Source organism: Bradyrhizobium sp. SZCCHNS3002 (assembly GCF_032377435.1).
Classification (GTDB): Bacteria; Pseudomonadota; Alphaproteobacteria; order Rhizobiales; family Xanthobacteraceae; genus Bradyrhizobium.
The window spans coordinates 43,890-63,663 of the sequence record NZ_JAUHHY010000008.1 but is presented as its reverse complement, the minus strand read 5'-3'; the positions used below and the strand labels follow the sequence as shown (position 1 = coordinate 63,663).

General features: G+C 65.8%; 14 protein-coding genes. 5 read left to right on the top strand and 9 right to left on the bottom strand.

Annotation, left to right across the window (positions count from 1 at the left end; all coding sequences use genetic code 11):
- Positions 1-53 precede the first annotated feature (53 nt).
- On the top strand, positions 54-2,417 hold the full coding sequence (locus tag QW845_RS18125) for a polysaccharide biosynthesis tyrosine autokinase (RefSeq protein ID WP_409997942.1): 2,364 nt from the start codon (positions 54-56) through the stop codon (positions 2,415-2,417).
- Positions 2,418-2,483: 66 nt separating this feature from the next.
- Here QW845_RS18125 and QW845_RS18120 read toward each other — a convergent pair whose 3' ends face one another.
- The 3 genes from QW845_RS18120 to QW845_RS18110 all read right to left on the bottom strand — a co-directional run bounded on the left by QW845_RS18120 (position 2,484) and on the right by QW845_RS18110 (position 5,275).
- Complete coding sequence (locus tag QW845_RS18120; protein ID WP_315802925.1) at positions 2,484-2,744, bottom strand: hypothetical protein; 261 nt, start codon at positions 2,742-2,744, stop codon at positions 2,484-2,486.
- Positions 2,745-2,863: 119 nt separating this feature from the next.
- A complete protein-coding gene (gene opgC, locus QW845_RS18115) occupies positions 2,864-3,898 on the bottom strand; it encodes an OpgC domain-containing protein (protein WP_315802924.1) in 1,035 nt (344 codons plus the stop codon).
- A gap of 168 nt (positions 3,899-4,066) precedes the next feature.
- Entirely contained in the window at positions 4,067-5,275 is a 1,209-nt protein-coding gene (locus tag QW845_RS18110) for a WecB/TagA/CpsF family glycosyltransferase (protein ID WP_315802923.1), read from the bottom strand.
- A 296-nt stretch (positions 5,276-5,571) separates the two neighbouring features.
- On the opposite strand from QW845_RS18110, the gene QW845_RS18105 reads away from it, so the two are divergent.
- The gene (locus tag QW845_RS18105) at positions 5,572-6,963 is read left to right on the top strand and encodes an O-antigen ligase family protein (protein ID WP_315802922.1); all 1,392 of its coding nucleotides are present in this window, start codon (positions 5,572-5,574) and stop codon (positions 6,961-6,963) included.
- Positions 6,964-6,993: 30 nt separating this feature from the next.
- Here QW845_RS18105 and QW845_RS18100 read toward each other — a convergent pair whose 3' ends face one another.
- Positions 6,994-9,045, bottom strand: coding sequence for a right-handed parallel beta-helix repeat-containing protein (locus tag QW845_RS18100; RefSeq protein WP_315802921.1), 2,052 nt, complete (start codon positions 9,043-9,045; stop codon positions 6,994-6,996).
- Between the two features lie 180 nt (positions 9,046-9,225).
- Between QW845_RS18100 and QW845_RS18095 the strand changes: the two genes are divergently transcribed.
- The 3 genes from QW845_RS18095 to QW845_RS18085 all read left to right on the top strand — a co-directional run bounded on the left by QW845_RS18095 (position 9,226) and on the right by QW845_RS18085 (position 12,507).
- Entirely contained in the window at positions 9,226-10,176 is a 951-nt protein-coding gene (locus QW845_RS18095) for a glycosyltransferase (RefSeq protein WP_315802920.1), read from the top strand.
- 76 nt (positions 10,177-10,252) lie between these two features.
- Positions 10,253-11,524 (top strand): acyltransferase, encoded by a 1,272-nt coding sequence (locus QW845_RS18090; RefSeq protein ID WP_315802919.1) that lies wholly within the window; start codon positions 10,253-10,255, stop codon positions 11,522-11,524.
- Positions 11,525-11,730: 206 nt separating this feature from the next.
- On the top strand, positions 11,731-12,507 hold the full coding sequence (locus QW845_RS18085) for an SDR family NAD(P)-dependent oxidoreductase (RefSeq protein ID WP_315802918.1): 777 nt from the start codon (positions 11,731-11,733) through the stop codon (positions 12,505-12,507).
- A gap of 46 nt (positions 12,508-12,553) precedes the next feature.
- Here QW845_RS18085 and asnB read toward each other — a convergent pair whose 3' ends face one another.
- The 5 genes from asnB to QW845_RS18060 all read right to left on the bottom strand — a co-directional run bounded on the left by asnB (position 12,554) and on the right by QW845_RS18060 (position 19,634).
- Complete coding sequence (gene asnB / locus QW845_RS18080) at positions 12,554-14,494, bottom strand: asparagine synthase (glutamine-hydrolyzing) (RefSeq protein ID WP_315802917.1); 1,941 nt, start codon at positions 14,492-14,494, stop codon at positions 12,554-12,556.
- 113 nt (positions 14,495-14,607) lie between these two features.
- Positions 14,608-15,639, bottom strand: a complete 1,032-nt coding sequence (locus QW845_RS18075) for an NAD(P)-dependent oxidoreductase (protein WP_315802916.1) — start codon at positions 15,637-15,639, stop codon at positions 14,608-14,610.
- Positions 15,636-16,694: a Gfo/Idh/MocA family oxidoreductase gene (locus QW845_RS18070; RefSeq protein ID WP_315802915.1), complete on the bottom strand. Its 1,059-nt coding sequence runs from the start codon at positions 16,692-16,694 to the stop codon at positions 15,636-15,638. Before QW845_RS18070 ends, QW845_RS18075 begins: the two co-directional genes overlap by 4 nt.
- A complete protein-coding gene (locus QW845_RS18065) occupies positions 16,694-17,995 on the bottom strand; it encodes a glycosyltransferase family 4 protein (protein WP_315802914.1) in 1,302 nt (433 codons plus the stop codon). Before QW845_RS18065 ends, QW845_RS18070 begins: the two co-directional genes overlap by 1 nt.
- A gap of 139 nt (positions 17,996-18,134) precedes the next feature.
- Positions 18,135-19,634, bottom strand: a complete 1,500-nt coding sequence (locus QW845_RS18060) for a lipopolysaccharide biosynthesis protein (protein ID WP_315802913.1) — start codon at positions 19,632-19,634, stop codon at positions 18,135-18,137.
- Between the last annotated feature and the right edge of the window lie 140 nt (positions 19,635-19,774).

Genomic DNA, 19,774 nt, shown 5'->3' with positions numbered 1-19,774 from the left:
CAGGCAATCGGACGGCTCCGACGTCCGAAACGCAACTGATGAAGCTTCAAAACATGCTGCACAATCCCAACGCGAGCACGGCTGCCTACCCCCCTCAGCAGGAGCAGGGTTGGGACCGGAACGGACCCGGGCCGTTCGACATGGCGCTGGGATTCCTGCGCCGGCACTATCTGGTGATTGCGATCACCACGGTGCTTTCGCTCCTGGCCAGCTTCGCCCTGCTGAAAATCCTGCCGCCGACCTACTCGGCGGACGTCAAGATCATGCTGGGCACCTCCAAGGCCGCGGTCGTGCAGCCGCAACCTGCGGTTCAGGACGAGCCCCCGCTCGACATGGAGTCGCAGATCGAGATCCTGAAATCCAAGTCGATCGCGACCAGCGTCATCAACCAGTTGAACCTGGCCGACGACCCCGACTTCAACGGTAAAGGCAGCCCGCTGCACGGTGCGGTCAACGCGGTCCGCAGGCTCGTCGGTTTGGCGCCGGAGCCAAACGCGCCGTCCATGGACGATCTCCTCGACGAATTCCAGCGCCGGATGAACGCCTTCAGGATCGGCACCAGCTCGGTCGTCGAGGTCGATTTCAGCGCCAGCGATCCCCATCGGGCGGCGATGATCGCCAATGCCATCGCCAAGGAGTATTTCGATCAGCAGCTGAAGGCGGAGGCCAACGAGCAGCGCACCATCACGGCCTGGCTCCACGACCGCCTGCAGGACCTCGGCAACGACGCGACGACGGCCGAGCGCGCCGTCAACGAGCTGAAGAGCCGGTACAATATCGTTTCGGCAGACGGCAAGCTCATCGACCAGCAGCAGGTCACAGAACTCACTAACCGTCTGGTGGCGGCGCGCACCCATACCGCCTCGCTGATGACCCGGCTCAATCGGTTCGACGACATGCTCGCGACGAGCAATGCCGATATGCCGGTCGACCGCATTGCCGCCGTCTCCGACTTCTCCCCGGCGGAACTCAGCGGCAATCTCAATCCGCCGGACGGCCTCTCCTTGAGCAATTCCAACAGCACGACGATCATCAACAGCCTGCGTCAGCAATATCTCGATAACGCCAAGCGCGAGTACGAATATGCTGCGAAATATGGCAACGATCACGTCGCCGTCGTCAATATCCGTGCGACGATGAAGAGCATCCGTCAGGCGATGCTCGACGAGGTGCGGCGCCTTGCCGACGTCGCCAAGCATGACTATGCGGAGGCCAAGCAGCAGCAGCAGGAGATCGAGAGGCAGCTGGCGCAAGCCGTTGGCAAGTCGCAGGACACCAGGGCCGCGGAGGTCAGCATCCGCGAGCTGGAGACGAGCGCCAAGAGCTATCGTGCCCTCTACGACACCTTCCTTCAGCGCTACATGGGCTCGGTCCAGCAGGGCTCCTTCCCGATCGCCAAGGCGCGTGTGATTTCCGCCGCCACGCCACCGAAGAAGAAGATCAAGCCGAAGTCCATCGTGCTGATGGCGATCGGCCTGTTCGGCGGCCTGGCGCTCGGCGGCGGCCTTGGCCTGCTCGCAGAGGCCAAGGACCGCAGCTTTCGAACGACCGATCAGGTCGAGGATCGCCTGCGCCTGCCCTGCCTCTCGGTCGTCCCTCTGCTCAAACGAGGCGAAGTCGACAAGTTCACCAAGAAAGCGACGGCCAACGCCGTCGCCAAGGTCGAACCGGACGGCAGCCGGCGAATGGTCTCGAGAGGCCCCGGGACCTGCTGGGCCGCATCCGCGATGCCCACCTCGCGCTTCGCCGAATCCATCCGCTCGTTGAAAGTCGCCATCGACCAGGACCCGAACCGGACGTCGCGGAAGGTCTTCGGACTGACGTCCGCCCTGCCGAACGAGGGCAAGTCCGTCATCGCCGCGTCGCTGGCGCAGTTGGTCGCCAATTCAGGCAAGCGGGTGATCGTGGTCGACTGCGACCTCAGGAATCCGTCGCTCTCCGCCATGCTCGCCCCCGATGCCGGGACCGGGATCGCCGACATCGTCTCGGGAGGGCGTCAGCTCGCGGACGCCGTCTGGACCGACCCGGTGACGCGCCTGGATTTTCTGCCCGGAATGGGCGCCGCACAGCGCGACACCAGCGATATCCTCGGCAACGAGCAGATGCGCAAGCTGTTCGAGCAGCTCCGCGAAGCCTATGACTACGTCATCGTCGATCTTCCGCCGCTCGCCCCCGTCGTCGATGCGCGGGCCATCTCGGCGCTGCTCGACAGCTTCGTCCTTGTCGTGGAATGGGGACGGACGCCCGCCGAGGTGGTCGAGCATGCGCTGAACACGGCGCCCAACGTCTACGATGCCCTGTTCGGCGTCGTGCTCAACAAGACCGACATGAAGGCGCTGAAGCGCTACGCCAATCACTTCGGCGACTACTACAACCATAAATACTATGCTCGTTACGGGAGCGTGATGGCCGAGTAGGTCCATCGGCGCGCGCCGGCCGGTGCGCGCCATGGACGGCAACCGATGACGGAGATCGATCGGCCGTCAGCGCTGGTGCTCGGCGCGAATGGATGGCTGGGCGATGCCGGCACGCTCCAGAGCGCTGCGAACGTAGATCCCCGAGAGATAGCCGACCTGGACTGCAACCAGACCGGCGCCGGCATAGAGCGCGGCCGGCAGCCCGCTGATGATCGACGCGGCGATGCACTCCATGAAGACGACCGCGGCAAGCGCCAGCAGCGTGCGCACCGTGAACATCGTCCCGGCAACCACGCCGGCTGCAAAATGAAGCGCTATCACCCACATCTGTTCATGCCTCCTCGGGCGTCTCGAGAGGCTAGCGGCCAATGGTTAGCGATGAGCTAAGCCGCCCGGGAGGATTCGAACAAGCGCATCGGAGCAACACTTTCAGGCGAAAGATGCGCCTACGGCCCGCTGAGCGGGTGCAGCATTGTCTGGCGGTTCTGCCAGTGCGCCCGGTAGAGCCAAAGCACCGCGGTCACCAGGACGACATCGAACAGACCCATCACGGTCTGGCCGTAAACCTGCGGGTGGACGCCGCCCAGGAGGAGCGCGAGTTTTACCGATTGCCGCACCACCTCCGACCCGAGGAACGCGATCAGCGAGTTCTGGCCGACGTTGAGGATGAGCGCGACTGCCGGCGATCGCCGGGTGCGCGCGTACACCGCCCACAGCAGCGCCAACAGCAGCGGCAATGTCCAAAGCAGGTTGAGGAGCTTGTCGAACCGATAGGGGTATTTTTCGCCGTTGCTGGGAAAGCCGAGGCTGTAATCGAGCAGCAGCCCGAAGATGAAGATCCCCGCCAGCGCCGTGTAGAACGCGGGTCCGATCAGACGGTTGGACCGATGAAGATCTCCGAGCCAGATACCGACCACGAAGAACATCTGCGCCTGGAGCGAGAACAGCAACAGTATGGCGGCCGGATTCTCCAGCTCGGCGGCCGTGCTCGTATTGCTGAACCAGGTGCAGGCCACGAAGATCGCAGCAGACAGCGCCAGCACCAGGAGCCTGCTGCGCTTGAACATCGGCAGGATCACCGGCAGCAGCAGGAAGATCAGCCCGTAGAACTTGAGGATGGTGATGGCGGTCGGCTCGGACTGGAACGTCAGCACGTCGAAAATCGCCTGCCCCACCGGCTCTCGCTTCTTCCCCAGAACAGCCATGCCGATCGCGACCGGCACCGAGATGACGAAATAGGCGGCGAGCACCTTCAAGCCGCGGACGACGAGTTCTCCGTGTCTCTCCTTGTGCAGGTAGACGTACCCGACCATGAACCCCGAGATCACGACGAACAGCTCGGCGAAGGGATTGAATTTCGTGAACAGATCGACGGAGTCCGGAAAGACGTTGGCCGTGTGATGATAGAACACGAACAGCATCGCGCAGCTTCGATAGAAGTCGATCAGAAGCTCGCGCCGCTTTCCGCCGGCTGCGCTCATCGGTCGAGCTCCGAACATGCGCCGCTCCATGGGCGACGATCGGCCGATGGGCGCCAGCCGGACTGACGACTCCGACAATCCTTCGCAACGCGGGCAAGCGTCGCGGCGGCGATCATCGAACCATCGACTGCTGAAGCCGTGATGCCACCGATGACAGGCCTCCCCCTCTCATTGCCGGTCCAGACCGCCGAAGCGGAAGATGCGGGCCATCAGCGGCGAAACGCCCACGAAGGTCGCGGTACAGCCCTGGGCTTCCAACTGCTTCCTCAGCATCAGCAGCAATCCAAGGAAACGCGCATCGATGGCGCAGACGTTGGAGAAATCGACCGTGACCGGCTTACGGGACGCCGTCGCGGCGCGGAAAACCGGAATGGCCCGGTCGACGTGGCGCGAGTCGGCGGGCCCCGACAGGCTGAGCGTGACCGCGCGTGTCCCATAGTCCTGCGTGATGGTCAGCGCCTCACCCCGCTCATGCGTGCGGCGCATCCACCAGGTCCACACCACGAACGGCAACACGTGGGTGAGCATGAGGCCGAGCATCGCCGTGCCGTCGTTCCAGTAGCGGCGCCAGAGATAGGGCTCCTCCTTGATGCGCCACAGCCACTCGAAGCCTGATCGGCGCAGGAACGCCGGTGCTCGCTTCACGGTGCCGGCCTGGAAGTTGAGCGCGGCGCCGAGGTGGGCGCGAACTGGAATCTCGAGGCGCTCATGGTTGCGCTGCAGCCATGATTGTCCCTTCACGCTGCTGAGCGAGGCAACCAGGAAGTCCGCCCCGCTGGAATTGATCTCGTCGATGATGTGATCCCGGCTCAGCTCCTCGGCCGACAAATAACCGGGGTTCGACCAGCCCACGCACTGCAATCCCGCCGACTGACCGTTCAGCGTCCGGGCGGCCCGTTCGGCGGCCCCCTCCGGGCCACCGAAAAGAAAGAGCTTCAGCGCGCTTGCCGGCGCGGCCTCCGACTTCAGCGCGTCGAAGATGTCCGCGCCGGCCGTCCGGCTCTTGATCGGAATCCCGAGCAGCCTGGCGATCCAGACCACCGGCATGCCGTCCACCGTGCAGAGATCGCTCAGGATCAGCGACTCCCTGAAACTCCTGTTCGACTGGCTGGCGACAAGGAAGTTGAGATTGGGGGTCGAAATGAGAAGCCGCGTTCTTTGTTGAGCAGCATCGCGGATGCGGCGCAGCACGCCGCGCATGTTGATGGCATCGACCGGTATTCCGAGGACGCAATAGACGTCGCGCGCGAGGTCGTCGGGAATTGCGGCGTCGGCCGGGGCGACAGCATCGACCTCCGGCCGATCGCGACCCGCCCCGGAGCGCCCCACGCGATAAAGGGAGGATCCCGGCTCCTGCAATTCATGCGTGGTCAGCATCAACCGCTCTCCCTCAATCTGCCCCGCCGCACGAGGATGCCGGGCCGCGGACCCCTGCCGCACCTCCCCGACCGAAAAACGTGCGACCTAAAAGCCACTATTTAATTTTAAATCACATGATTTATTTAATACGATTTATTTGTGAATGCCAGAGCAGATTTTCGGCGCGTCCGCAGCGATACCTTCCGAGCACGCGTCGAAGGTTCTTTTATTTAATTCCATCTCTGGATAATATCATGGACGGTATTCCCGGCGGCTGCCGGGGGCCGCCCCGTTCGAATATCCGAGTGAGATTGATGCCGAGAATTGCAGCGAGCACGTCGATGTCGGCCGGGCCGCAGGCCTCCGCGGGGACGTTCGACGTCTGCGCGCTGATTCCGGTCCTCGCCTTCGCCTACTCGTCGCTCATTCAGCCGCTGATCTATTTCAGCTTCCCGCCATCGCCCGGACTCCAGGGCTTGCTCGAGAGCAGGGTCGAGAACCGGGTCTTCTGGCCTGTTCTCGCGGCCGTCGCCATCATCGTTACGATGCAACGCCTCGCCCGCGGCGAGCGGTTTTCCGTTCCGCCCAACATCATCAGTCTCTGCGCCTATTTTGGATTGGCTGGCGCCAGCATTGCGTGGGCATTCAAACCCGAATTCGCCTTCGTCCGTTTCGTCCAGGAAGCGATGGTCCTCACCGCCATCGTGCTGCCCGCCCTGCTATCGAGGCCGAGCGCCGACGTCCTGCGCGGCATGTTCCTCTGCTTTGCAGCGGGGGCGATCCTCAATGTTCTGCTGATCCCCGGCGGCTACGCGACCTACGCGCAGTACGGCAACGCGCTGGTCGACATCGGTTATCAGGGCTACTTCTCGGGCAAGAACCTGCTGGGCGAGTTTGCTGCCATCGCCTTCCTGCTGTCGGTTCACGAGCTGCTCTATCCCGGCACGCGCCGCGCGCTTGGGATCGTCGTCGCCGCCGCTGCCGTCGTCCTGATCTTCTTGTCCAGTTCGAAGACCGCGCTCGGCCTCGCTCTGGTCGCCCCGATCCTGGCCGTCCTGACGCTGGCGCTTGCGAGAACGCTGCGGGTTGCACCGCTTCTGATCCTGATGGCGATCATCCTCGGCTACTTCGTGGTCGGCGAGCTCGCGGGCTTCACGACCGGCCGCATCGCCTATCTGCTGACGGGTGATTCCAGCTTCACCGGCCGGACGACCATATGGGCCTTCTCGAATCTGGAGATCGCGAAGCGGCCGCTCCTGGGATGGGGCTATCAGAGCTTCTGGCTGGTCGGCGCCGACGCACCAAGCATCACCGATGCACCCGGCTGGGTGAAGGCCATGCCGAACTCCCACAACGGCTACTACGATGCGATGCTGGAGCTGGGCTATGTGGGCTTTGCCTTTCTCCTCGTCTTTCTGGCGGCCACCGTTCACGTCATCGGCCGCGTGATGAAGCACGACTACAAGCGGGCGTGGATCCTGCTGTCCGTCGCGCTGTTCGTCATGCTCTACAACCTGCTCGAAACCCTGTGGCTGCGCGCGTTCGACGTGACCTGGGTGGTGTTCGTGCTCGTCACGGTCGAGGCCGCGCGATACTGGCGGAGGTCACAACAGAGCATGCCCGCCGCTCAGCCGGCGAACAGGCGGCCGGCTCGTTGGAGCCGTACACGGCCGGCTTGGCGCCCGCGGCTCGGCGTCCGCACCTGACGGAAACCCGTTGGACGTCTCACGCCCGCTCTATTGCGTTGATCCCGGCGCGGCCGCGAATGGCGCGCCCGCATCGAATCTCGCCTTGGCCGGCAACGTATGCAGCTTGGTATCGCTGGTCGGGTCCACCCAGGGCCACGGATGATCGCCGAAAAAGCCGGGTTTGGCTCTGAGATACAGCGACGCCGGCAGCGGCTGCGCCGCGAGAGCGTCGGTCCAGACCACCTTGCCGGTGAGATAGTCGAAATTGCCGCCGCGGATTACCGTGGCCAGCGTCTTCGGATCGGGCGCCATGGTCCATCGCTCCGGGTCGTAGCCAAGCATCCAGACGTTGCCGACACCGCCCTGCCCCCAGGCGGCCGTGCCGGCCCGCATCGATGGATCGTCGTAGGTCCAACCGCCCATGCGTCCGGGTCGGCCCAGCACATTGCCGGCGAACGAATCCCACCACGAGCCGTAGGCGAGACCCACGGCCCGGATGCCCGAGCGATCGACGAAGCGCTGGCGCTGGCCGGTGAGATGGTTGCGGAAAAAAGTGAGATAGATCGCGTTGCCGTGCGTGTAGTCGCTGTCGGCATTGTGGGACAGATTGCCTTCGAACAGGACGTGATGCGCGCCGGCCATGTGCGATGCGTTGATGCCGACCTCGACCCAGCCGGGATTGTCGAAATCGAACGAGTCGTCGGCATAATTATAACCGACGACGCTGCCCGCGCCTGACGACCGAAACACCATGTTCTTGCAGACATCGACCAGGATGTTGTTCTCGATCAGAACCTCCGAGGAGCCGGCCGCCAGGCTGATCGCGTAGCCCGCCCCGCCCGGCTGCGGCCACGAGCCGGCGTGAATGTAGGAGTCGCGCAGCTCGACCCGGAACGAATTGTTGATCGCCACGCCCTCGCCGAGCCATTGCGTCACCTCGACGGATCGCGCCCAGGAATAAGCAGCAGCTTCGAACCGCAACGCGCCGTCGGCCCCGCCGATGATGCTCAGATCTTCGACGCCCACCTTGGTAACGTGGATGTCGCGATTGTTGGCGGCGTGGCGACCGCTGTTCGGGTCGGTGCTGTAGGGCGTGAGCTGCGCCTGGTGATCCCTGCGATAGCTGATCGTGAGCGGCGAGGTGAATGTCACCGTGCTGCCGGTCACCGAGGCGATCTCCTTGATTTCGGCGGTCGCCCGGTCGGTCCGGGCGAACCACGACATCGACTTCGGCAGCATACCGGGGGTCTGGTCATATGGACCTCCGGCATTCGCGCCGGCATTGTCGTCCCCCGGCTGAACCGGATCGTGCATGTTCCAGGCGACCCGATCGCCTTGCCAGACCTTCGCTCCCGCCGGAAAGCCGGCCGGTGTCGCCTGCCACGATGCGCCCGAGACCTCGTCGAGCAGAACGAAATCCCCCGGCTTCAGGTTCGCGGTGTTGGCAAGGGTCACAGTCGACGTTCCCTGAACGCCGTCGGCCAGCAGGTCCTGCGACGCGCTGCTGTCGGGGCCATTGTTCCAGCGCGAAGGTCCGACGATGATGATCGGCTTGGGATCATAGCTGTACGTGCTCGGATCGACCGGCGTCAGGATTCCCTTGGTGCCGGCAATCACGGCCGACGTTCGTGCCCGTGCACCGTTGGTTTTCACCAGCCTGGTCACACCCGCGCCCGCGCCGCGCAGCGTCACCGGCCGGCTGATCAGGAGCGGCTCGTTGACGATGAACGTCCCGGGGCCGAGCATCACCACCTGGCCGGCGGGCGCGGCGGTCAGGGCGGCCTGGATCGCGCCGCTGTCGTCTCTCCCGCTCGGAGACAGCGCGCGATAAATGATGGTGCGGTTCGGAATACCGCCGGCTGACATCAACCCGGGATTCCAGGCTGCGAGACGCTCCACCGGCAGCAGATTGCCGGCCAGTGACGGCCCGGCGGACGCGGTCGGCTCGGCGGCTGCGGCAATGCCGCGGACAGACAGCAGGGCAAGCGCCGCCGTGAGCAGCGCCCGGATGCAGGCGGCGTCGATCCGGCGCGTCCCACGCGCGACCGGCCGGGCCGAAGCCTGGGTGCAGCCGGGGATCACGGGGCCGATGCCATCCATGTTAACCTCTCGCAGGACCGGTCACAGCGAACGAGGGCGCCGATTTAAAAACACCATGACTTTGACACGCGCCCTGACATAATATTAATTCACGATTTAATTTATTGAAAGGCGGCCGGCGACGCCCCTGCTCGGCAGAGATTCGTCGCAATCTTCCGCCTTCGGCAAGGGATTTGATACGTGACGCCATCGCGCCGCTACCTGCTCATCTCGCCCTGCCGGGACGAGGCCCAATACCTCCGCCGGACTCTCGACAGCGTCGCTGCGCAATCGGTGCCGCCGGCGCTGTGGATCGTGGTGGACGACGGATCGACCGATGACACCCCGGCCATTCTCGACGAGTACGCCCAGCGCCTGCCCTATCTGCGCGTGATCCGCCGCGCCGATCGTGGCGGACGCAAGGTCGGGCCCGGCGTGATCGAGGCGTTCTATGCCGGGCTGGAGAGCGTGCGGCTGGAGGATTTCGACTATCTCTGCAAGCTCGACATGGACCTCGATCTGCCCGCGCGCTACTTCGAGCTGCTGATGGAGCGGATGGAAAGCGATCCGCGGGTCGGGACCACCTCGGGCAAGCCGTGGTTCGTCCATCCCCAGACCGGCGCGCTTGAGCCGGAGGTCTGCGGCGACGAGATGTCGGTCGGGATGACCAAGTTCTACCGCGTCGCCTGCTTCCAGGAGATCGGCGGTTTCGTGCGCCAGGTGATGTGGGACGGCATCGACTGCCACCGCTGCCGCATGCTCGGCTGGATCGCCGAGAGCATCGACAGCGAAGCGCTGCGCTTCATCCATCTGCGGCCGCAGGGCGCCAGTCACAAGGGCATCTGGACCGGGCGGCTGCGCAAGGGTTTTGGCCAGTACTTCATGGGAACGTCGCCGCTGTATCAGTTCGCGGTGGCGGTCTATCACCTGCCGGCCTATCCCGCCCTGATCGGCAGCACCGCGATGCTGTGGGGCTATTTCCGGAGCTGGCTGACGGGCCTGCCGCGCTACGACGATCTCGAATTCCGCCGCTTCCTCCGCGCCTACCAGCACGCCTGCCTGCGCCTGGGCAAGCGCGCCGCCACCGCCCGGATCAACGCGGAGCGGGCCCAGCTCTGGCGGGCCAGCCACGCCGCGGCCGACACGCGATGACGCTCGGCGACCGATCGCCGCGGCACTGACACGACGATTACGAAGCTACGTGTTTCTCCGACTCCGTCTGGACAGCATGGCCAAGATTCTCGAGCTCAGCCGCCTTCGTGCCGCGTCCGCTCTACCGCCGATGACGGCGCCCGGCGACGGGGCGACCGCGCCAGCGGCATCACGCGGAACGAACATCAAGGGCAGTGCATCCACGCTTATTCCGTCACTCGACGGCATCCGCGCGCTGTCGGTGCTGATCGTGGTGCTGGGCCATTCCGGACTTCAGGCCATCGTCCCCGGCGGCTTCGGCGTCACCATCTTCTTCTTCCTCAGCGGTTTCCTGATCTCCACGCTTATGCTGGCCGAGCATGAGCGAACCGGGGGGCTCGACGTTCCCAGTTTCTATGCGCGGCGCGTGTTCCGGCTGATGCCGCCTCTGCTGCTGTCCCTGGCGATCGCCTACGGCCTGACCGCCGCCGGCCTGCTGGACGGCGGAATGACCGTCAAGGGCCTGGCCGCCCAGGTGTTGTATTTCGCCAACTATTACGGCCTGTTCTTCGATCCCGGCAACACGGTGCCCGACGGCACCGGCATTCTCTGGTCGCTCGCGGTCGAAGAGCATTTCTACATCGTTTATCCCTTGCTGATGACGCTGCTGCTCGGATCGGCGCTGCGGCCGCGCACCATCGGCGCGCTGCTCGGGCTCGTCTGTCTCGGCGTCCTCGCCTGGCGCTTCCATCTCGTGCATGCGCCTGGGTTCTTCTCCGACCGCACCTATTACGCCTCGGACACCCGCATCGACTCGATCGCCTATGGCTGCATTCTGGCGCTGGTCATGAACCCGGTGCGGCAGCGCTCTGCCTCGGGGCGGATGTCGGCGGCCCAATGGGCGCTGCTGGCCGGCGCCGTCGCGGCGCTGCTGGTCTCGCTGGTCTACCGTGATCCGGTGTTCCGGGAGACCGCGCGCTACAGCCTTCAGGGCCTGGCGCTGATGCCGTTGTTCTATTTCGCGGTGCGTTTCGCCGACGCGCCGCTGTTTCGTGATCTCAACCGCTCCTGGGTGATGACGCTCGGCACCTATTCCTATGCGATCTATCTGATCCACAACGTCGTGATCCGAACGATCGACAAGAACCTGCCCGCGATCGCCGCCAAGCCGTACCTCCTGTTTCCGCTCGCGCTCCTGATCTCCGTCATCTACGCGGCGGCGATCGAGCGCTTCATCGAGCCGTATTTCAGGCAGCTCCGGCACAAGTTCAGGCCTGCGCCTGCTGCCGGAGCGGTGCATGACGCGTCCGGCGCAGACTGGCCGCTCGGCAACCGTCTCGCCGAGAGTCCGACGCCGCGCGCATCCTGAGCGGATCGGCCCACGTCACCGCTCGATCGGCTGCGGCACAAATGCGTCAAATTGTGCAATTTAAATAATTAGTCCCGCATTTAATACTGCGACCCGGGCGAATGAATACTTTCGGGGACGGGTGGATGCGGATCGCGCGCGCGGTTGCACGACGAATTCGGCGAAACACGCTCGGTCCCCTGCCGGACGATCCGGCGCTGCGCCCGTTGAAGTCCCCGCTCCAGATCAATCTCTCGGGCAAGGTCGCGCTGGTCACCGGAGCGGCCGGAGAGCTCGGCCGGCCGATCGCCCGGACGCTCGCGGCCTGTGGTGCGAAGGTCGCGATCCATTATCTGACGGCGCGGGCTGCCGCCGAAAGACTGTGCGAGGAGCTGAACGAGCTTCAGCCGCAACATGCCTGCACGATCTCGGGCGACGTCGCCGAGCTCGAGGACGTGCAGGCCATGCGCCGCGCCACCGAGCGCGCGCTCGGTCCTGTCGATATCGTCGTGAACAATGCGGTGACATGGTACGACGAACGTCCCGTGGTCGAGCAGACACCCGACCAGTTCGACAAGGTGTTCCGCTCTTCGGTCCTGCAGGCCTGGGCGACCGCGCGGGTGTTTTCCGGACCGATGATCGAGCGGAAATGGGGACGCCTCATCTCTCTCGGCACGGAGATGACGAGCCTGGCCCTGCACAACCGCGCGCCATACACGGCGGCCAAATGCGCCATGGACGGCATGCTCCGATCGCTGGCGCGGGAGCTCGGAGGGCATGGCATCACGGTGAATCAGGTCGCCCCGGGCTGGGTCATCTCCGACAGGGACCGCCGCGACCGCGACGAGGTGCAGCCGCTCTACGAGCGGTCAGTGCCGCTCGGGCGGCGTGGCTACGATCAGGACGTCGCCAACATGATCGCGTTTCTGGCCTCGGACCTCGCCGGCTTCGTGACCGGCGTTCGCGTGCCAGTGTGCGGCGGAATCGTCATGCCGGAAGCCTGACCACGCGCGCTTCGATGCAGCCCGCTCACCTGATGTCGATCGCGCCTCAGTGGAAGACGCGATGACGGTGGCACCAACGCACGAACACGTAGATCGACCAGACGCGCGACCAATAGATCCCCGGCGCGCCATCGAGGAAGGCGCGCCAGAGGCGCTCCACGGCCGCAGGCTCAAGCCCCACCGGCGCAATCGCCTGTGGGTCGCGCAGGGTCCGGTCCATCGCATCCTGCAGGCCGCGCCGTATCCAGCGATCGAGCGGCAACACGAAGCCGCTCTTCGGCCGGTCGAACAACGACGGATCGAGGCCACGCAGGCCGATCCGCCTGAGCATCGCCTTGCTTCGCAGCGGCGCGTAGCGCGTCGCATCGGGCAGCCGGTCGACGCTTTCGAACAGCACCTGATCGACCAGCGGCACCCGCTGCTCCAGCGAGGCCGCCATGCTCGCCACGTCATTGTCGCGCAACAGGCGCTCGCCGAGAAACAGGCGCTGCTCCATGACGCTGATCGCCGACAGCGGGGTGCGCGCGCGGGTCTCCGCGGTGATCTTCGCTCTCATCGCGGCGGGCAGCCCATCGTTCAGCGTGTCGACGAGATCAGGCGCGAGCAGCTCGCGCTGAAAGCCGGGGAGGAACAGCGCATAGGCCATTTGGTACAGCGCCAGGAGATCGTCGCCGCACCGGACCATCTCCGGCAGCTTGGCCCAGCGCGTCTGCGGCGCCACCGTCCCGCGCGACGGCGACAGCATCTGCGCGGCCAGCTTCGCCGCAGCGGCTTTGACGCCGGCCGGCACCCAGGCGGTGCGCTCCGACCATCGCTGCAGGATGGGCAGGTCGCGAAATGACGTGTAGCCGCCGAACAGCTCGTCGCCGCCGGTCCCCGACAGCGCCACCGTGAAGCCTGCGCCGCGGATGGCGTGCGACATGAAGTAGGAGTTCAAGCCGTCGAAGGTCGGCTGGTCGAGGCTGTCGAGCGCGGCATCGAGGTTGTCGACGAAGTGCTGCTCCGTCAGCACCACCTCATGATGCTCGGTGCCGATGGCGGCGGCGATCTGTCGCGCGATCGGCCCCTCGTTCAGCTCCTGCTCCTCGAACGCCAGCGTGAAGGTGTGGATCGGGCTCCTGGCCGCACGCTGCGCCAGATTGGCCATGACCGAGGAATCGATGCCGCCCGAGAGAAACACTGCGAGCGGCACGTCGCTGGCGAGGTGCAGCCTCAGCCCCTCCTCGAGGATCTCGGCAAGCTGGTCCTCATCCATCGTCGGATCCGGAGCCCGCTCCGGGATCGACCAGAAATCCTCATCGCGGACGGTGTTGCCGACGCCGTCGAATGCGGTGAGATGGCCGGGAGGCAGCAGCTCGACGCCCTTCACCGCGGTACCGGGGCCGACCACGAAACCGTTCCAGACGCCGCTGGCGACGGCCTGCGGATCGAGCTGGGCGCTGCCCAGAAGGCCCGACGCCAGGAGAGCACGCAGCTCGGATGCGAAGGCGACCGACCACCCCGCGTCTGGGTTCGAGGCGCGGGCGACGTACAGCGGCTTGATGCCGAGCGGATCGCGCGCCAGCAGCAGCCGGCGCTGCTTCGGATCCCAGCAGGCGAACGCGAACATGCCGCGCAGCCACGCCACCGCCTCCGGCCCATGAAGGCCGAGCGCGCGCAGCATCACCGCGGTATCGCCCGTGGAGCTGAAATGCTGGCCGTCGGCGACCAGACGCTGCCGCAGGTCGGCGAAATTGTAGATCTCGCCGTTGAAGACGATGACGTGCCCGCTGACCGGGTCGATCATGGGCTGCACACCGGCCGGCGACAAATCGAGGATCGCGAGCCGGCGGTGCGCCAGCAGCGCGCCCCAGCCACGCTCGTCCGCGGGCGAGGTCCAAATTCCGCCGGCATCCGGACCGCGATGGAGCATGGCGTCGTTCATCCGCTGCAGCGCGGCGCGGTTGTCGTCGTCCACCCGTCCGATGATCCCAGCGATGCCACACATCAGAACAATCCGTTTGAGACGCGCGACGTCAAAATGACGGACGGCACGGAATGGCCTCGCCCGCGAGATCGCGGACTAACAGGGCACGGGCATCGCTGGACCATTGTCGGCCCTCAAATGGAAGCAGCCGTTCCGGACGACCAGGACGCCGGCGCTGGCGCCGAAGCCGGCAGCGGCCCGTAGGTCCGCGCCAGGCATTGTTCGTAGTCGAGCGGCGGCGTCCAGCCGAGCGTCTCCCTCAGCTTGCGATTGTCGAAGCGCAGCGGCTTGAGCATCGCATCGAATTTCTTGGGCGTCAGGATCGCCGGCACTTTCGTGGCCCGCCTGAACACGGTCGCAAACGCCAGCCGCACGACGGCGCTGGCCAGCCAATGAGGGATGGGCAACCGCAAGCCGCGCGCGCCGGTGCCGCGCATGTAGTCCGACAGATAGGACCAGACCCGCTCGCCGGGACCATCCACGACGTTCAGCGTCTGGCCGATCGCCCGCGAATCCCTGGCCGCCAGCGCGAAGACGTCGGCGCAGTTCTCGACATGAGTCATCGGGATGCGGGTCAGCGGCCCGATCACGACGTGGTGGCGTCCGATCTGCTGGCCGAGCGCGGCGAGATAGCCGTGGCCGCGACCCCAGATGAACCCGGGACGCAGCACGGTGAGATCCCAGCCATGCGTCTCGACGCAGCGGCGCGTCACCCGCTCCTGCCACCATTTGGCGACGGTGTATCCGCCACGGGTGTAGACGTCAGGTGTCTGCTGCAGCGGCGCGCGTTCGTCGAGGACATCGCGCGTCGCCGTGTAGTCGTAGACCGAGAAGCTGCTGCACAGCACGAGCCGGCGGCAGGCACTGCCCGCCATCGCCTCGAGCAGCCGCTCGGTTCCGCCCACGGTGCCGGCGAATTGCGCGTCCTCGCCGCCGGAGACCACGGCCGCCAGATGGATCAGCACGTCCACATTCTCGAACGCGCCGACAAGGTCGCGCGAGGTGCGCAGGTCGGCCCTGACGACGTCGACCGACGACGGCCAGCCGAGCGCATCGACGCGCGTCGCCGGGCGCACCATGGCGCGAACCTCGACGCCGCGGGCGAGCAGCGCATCGACGACATGCCGGCCGAGAAAACCGTTGGCGCCCGTGACCAGGGCTCTCATATCGCCAGCTCCCTCATGTTCGCCTGCTCGGTCGGCTTCATTGCCTCGACCATCCGATTGACCGCGAGGACGTCCTCGATCGTGATCGGCAGGGCCGTTCCCGCGCCGAGCGCCTGATAGGTGCGCGCCAGACACTCCCACAGCCCCTCATAGGCGCCCGGGCCCTTGAACTTGCGCAGCAGGGTCGAGAGCGCCGCGCGGCGGATGTCGCGGCCCTCCTCCAATCCGCTGAAGAACGGGCGCAGCGGCTTCGGCACGTTGCGCGGGCCATCGAAGGTCAACCGCGTTTCGAACAGATTGGCGGTCGCCTGCATCCGCTCGCCATAGACCCGCAGCCAGAACGCGTCGGGCTGAGCGCTGGCGCTGAAGCCGAGCGTCGCCGTGCCGCGCTCGGCCTCGACCACACAGCGAAACTCGTCGTACGGCAGCGGTGACGGCTTGCGCTTGCTCCAGACCGTCTCCGCCTTGCGGTGCGGGCCGACGAACGCATGTGACAGCGAGGCGAGATGCGGCAGGAAGTCGGCGATCGCGCCACCCGCCAATTTGAGCGCCGGATGCGGCGAGTTCGGATCGGCAAAGCCGTCGGGGCCGAGGATGTCGAGGCAGATCAGCACGTCGACATGGGTCACGGCGCCGAACTCGCCGGTCTCGATCCGGCGCAGGATGTCCTGCGGCGCCCGGTTGAAGACGTAGTTGTAGTCCTCGACGACGTGGCGGCCGGTCTGCTTGGCGCGCAACGTCAGCGTCTGCAGCTCGTCGAAGGTCGAGGTCGCGGGCTTCTCGACGATCACATGCGCGCCGGCCTCCAGCGCGTCCATCGCGAGCCGGAAATGCGAGGTCGGCGGCGTCGTCACATGCACCACATCGGGCCGCACGGTCTGCAGCATCGCGCGATGATCGGTGAACCAGGACGGGATCGCGTAGCGCTCGGCCGCGGCCTCCGCGGTCGCCGGCGACAGGTCGCAGATGCCGGCCAGTTGAACGCCCGGCAAGGTGTTGAGGCAGGCAAGATGCTGGCGGGCGATCTGCCCTGCCCCGATGAGCACGGCCTTCATCACGAACTTGCCTCCAGGATCTCGCAATAAAAGTCTTCCAGCGCCTGCGCCGCCGCGCTCCAGGCATACTTCTCGACCGCGACCTGCCGCGCCGCGCCGCCGATCCGCGCCGCGAGATCGGGCTCGGCGAGCAGGCCGTTGACCGCGTCCGCAAAGGCGCCCGGCTCGTCGGCGATGAGGATGTCGCGCCCGGGGACGGCCTCGATGCCCTCGGCACCCAGGCTGGTCGAGACGATCGCCTTGCCCATCGCCATGGCCTCGACGATCTTGAGCCGCGTGCCGCCACCGAGACGGAGCGGGACGATCACCGCCGCCGCGGCGGCGAGGTGCGGCCGCAGGTCCGGCACGAAACCGGTCAGCTCGATCCGCGGCCCGGCCAGTGCCGTCAACGCCTGCGGCGGCCGGCCGCCGATGATCTTGCAGCGCGCATCCGGGTGCCGCGCGGCGATGCGGGGCCAGATGTCCTGCACGAAATGCGTGACCGCATCGATGTTGGGCACCGTCGACAGCAGGCCGAAATAGACCAGCGTACGGCCGTCGGGCGCGGGATCGGTACCGCGCGGCTGATAGAAGTCGACATCGGCGGCATTGGGGATGACCGCCGTGCGGGCGTTCGGAATGTCGTCATGCAGACGCTTCTCATCGTCCGTGCTGCAGAGATAGACGCCGTCAGCTTGGCGATAGGCTGCGATCTCCTCGCGGCGCAGCTTGCGCCAGTTCGCGCCGGCATAGAGCCGGCGGCCCAGGCTCGCCCCCGTGGCCGCGAACTGCCGCGCCAGATCGTAGGCGATCTCATGCGAGTCCACGATCAGCCGCGGCGGCGTTGCGCCTGCCGGCGCCTGACGGAACAGGCAGTGACCGAGATAGGGAAATTCGAGATTGACGATGTCGAACCGCGTGGACCGCAGCACCCGATCCAGCACCCGCTGCAATTCCGGCAGGGCCACGCGCAGCCGGTCGAAGCTCCGCACCGAGACCAGCGAGCGCAGCTGCAGCAGCCGCTTCGCGAGACCGTCGCGGCCGTAAGGGTTCGGCACCAGCACCACGTCGCGGCAATAGGACTGCATGGCCAGCCGGCACTCGTCGATGTCGAAGGCGTCATCGACCAGCATCACCGCCGTGAGGTCGTGGCGGCGCGCGAGCTGGGTCATCAGCCCGTGCATGCGCGCCTGTGCCCCGAACCGCGGCGGGCTCGCCGGCATATGCGAGACGCAGAGGATGCTGAGCCGCCGTCGGTCGGCGAAACCGGCCACCGACCATTCGGGATCGCGCTGCGCTGGCGGCGCAGGCTCGACCTCCATCACATCCAAGCCTTGGTGGTTGTCGCGGGCCATGACCATTTAAAGCATTTAAATCACGGGATATTTTATATGTGGCATTTAACGATTGCGATAGTTAATCGCGACGTGCGGTGCTGTCCGAGGCCCCCTTCGTTCCATCTCAGCGCCTGCCGGCGAAATCATGGATGATCGTACCTGCGATCCTGAGCGGCTCGCGGACCCGGAACATTCCGACCACGATCGCGAGATAGAGACAGCCGCAGAAGCAGCCGGACAGAACCATGCGCACGAGCGCGGGATAGGCTCCGAGAAGCGTCGCTTGCATCCACCAGCCCGCAGCCGCAGTCGCAACGGCGCCGACGGTCTGCGGACCGACGGCCCGGATCACCAGTTCCGCACCGATCCCGATCGGACGTCCGGCATACATCACCGACGGCAACGCGATCAGCGAGTATCCGGCCACGACGCCCCAGGCGACGCCGACCGGCCCAAAGGGCAGCCCGGCCAGCACCGCAACGACCTGCGCAAAGAGAGAGATGATGCCCCAGGTCTGCCAGCGGTCCGCCCTCCCGAGCGACAGATGCAGCCAGCCCTGCGAGCCCTCGACGACGTGCGAAATGCCGCGCAGCGCAATGATGCTGAGCAGCCCTCCCGCAGCCTGCCACTTCTGCCCCAACAGCGCGACGGTGAGGTCCTCCGCGGTGACGGAGAGGATCGCCGCCGCCGGCATCAGGAAGAACGCCAGCATCGAGAGTGCCACCTCGTACTTCTGCCGAAGCGCAGCCGGATTCGCCTGCAGCTTGCTCAGCGCCGAGCTTCCCACCGCATGCGTCTGATTGAGCGCCGCATAGATCGAGTTGTCGTACAGGTTCATCGCATTCTGGTAGTAGCCGACCTGATCGGGCCGGTAGAGCAGCCCGAGCGCGATCCGGTCCACCGCCCGCGACAAGGTATAGGCCACGGTGAAGCCGACCACGTGCAGCCCGAACCGGACCATCGACCTCACCTCAGCATCGAAAACGGGGACGCCGGGCCTCCAGCGACAGGCCGACCACGCGGCGACCACGACGCAAATCGATGTCACGACGGGACGAATGACCAGCGCCCAATAGCCGTAGCCCTCGAACGCCATGGCGACGGCGGCAACCGTCCCTGCCAGCGTGCCGAACAACTGGATCCGGCCGATGCGACCGAACTGCAGCGTGCGCCGGAGCAGCGCCATATGCTGGTTGGTCAGCCCGGACAGCACGAAGGTGATCGCGACGCAAAGCGCGATCGGCTCCAGTCGCGGATCACCGTAGACCCAGGCAATCAGCGGGCTGGATGCCGCGACGACGATCGCCACCGCAACGCCGATGCCGGTGCTGACCCAGAACAGGCCGCTGACCTGGGCCGGCGTGATCCTGCTGCGCTGAGCGGTGGCATCGAGCAGGCCGAAGTCGATCAGCAGCGGCGCGAAGCTCGTCAGCACGGTGACGATGGCGACGAGCCCGAAATCCTCCGGCGCGAGCAGCCGGGCCAGGACGATGGCCGCTCCGATCTGGAGCACGGCATTGCCGTATTGGATGACGATGGAAATCAGGCCGCCGCGCAACGCACGGCGTCCGAGATCGCTCGATTCCCGATGTTCCTCGAAGTAAGCGGCGACGGCTTCCGACATCTCCGTTCAATCGCTTTCAATCATCGTAACCAACCTTTCGATTCCCAGTCACGGCCAAACAGATCCGTCCAGGGCAATGAAAATCCGATCGTCGAAAATGCAGCCGGTATAAAATAGCTCGCGGAGGCCGCTGGAGCGAT

What these genes read in the sequence shown, in the direction of transcription:
- QW845_RS18125 (WP_409997942.1), top strand. Translation starts at nt 54, where the DNA reads ATGCTGCACAATCCCAACGCGAGCACGGCTGCCTACCCCCCTCAGCAG.
- QW845_RS18120 (WP_315802925.1), bottom strand. Translation starts at nt 2,744, where the DNA reads ATGTGGGTGATAGCGCTTCATTTTGCAGCCGGCGTGGTTGCCGGGACG.
- opgC (WP_315802924.1), bottom strand. Translation starts at nt 3,898, where the DNA reads ATGAGCGCAGCCGGCGGAAAGCGGCGCGAGCTTCTGATCGACTTCTAT.
- QW845_RS18110 (WP_315802923.1), bottom strand. Translation starts at nt 5,275, where the DNA reads ATGCTGACCACGCATGAATTGCAGGAGCCGGGATCCTCCCTTTATCGC.
- QW845_RS18105 (WP_315802922.1), top strand. Translation starts at nt 5,572, where the DNA reads ATGCCGAGAATTGCAGCGAGCACGTCGATGTCGGCCGGGCCGCAGGCC.
- QW845_RS18100 (WP_315802921.1), bottom strand. Translation starts at nt 9,045, where the DNA reads ATGGATGGCATCGGCCCCGTGATCCCCGGCTGCACCCAGGCTTCGGCC.
- QW845_RS18090 (WP_315802919.1), top strand. Translation starts at nt 10,253, where the DNA reads ATGGCCAAGATTCTCGAGCTCAGCCGCCTTCGTGCCGCGTCCGCTCTA.
- asnB (WP_315802917.1), bottom strand. Translation starts at nt 14,494, where the DNA reads ATGTGTGGCATCGCTGGGATCATCGGACGGGTGGACGACGACAACCGC.
- QW845_RS18075 (WP_315802916.1), bottom strand. Translation starts at nt 15,639, where the DNA reads ATGAGAGCCCTGGTCACGGGCGCCAACGGTTTTCTCGGCCGGCATGTC.
- QW845_RS18070 (WP_315802915.1), bottom strand. Translation starts at nt 16,694, where the DNA reads ATGAAGGCCGTGCTCATCGGGGCAGGGCAGATCGCCCGCCAGCATCTT.
- QW845_RS18065 (WP_315802914.1), bottom strand. Translation starts at nt 17,995, where the DNA reads ATGGAGGTCGAGCCTGCGCCGCCAGCGCAGCGCGATCCCGAATGGTCG.
- QW845_RS18060 (WP_315802913.1), bottom strand. Translation starts at nt 19,634, where the DNA reads ATGTCGGAAGCCGTCGCCGCTTACTTCGAGGAACATCGGGAATCGAGC.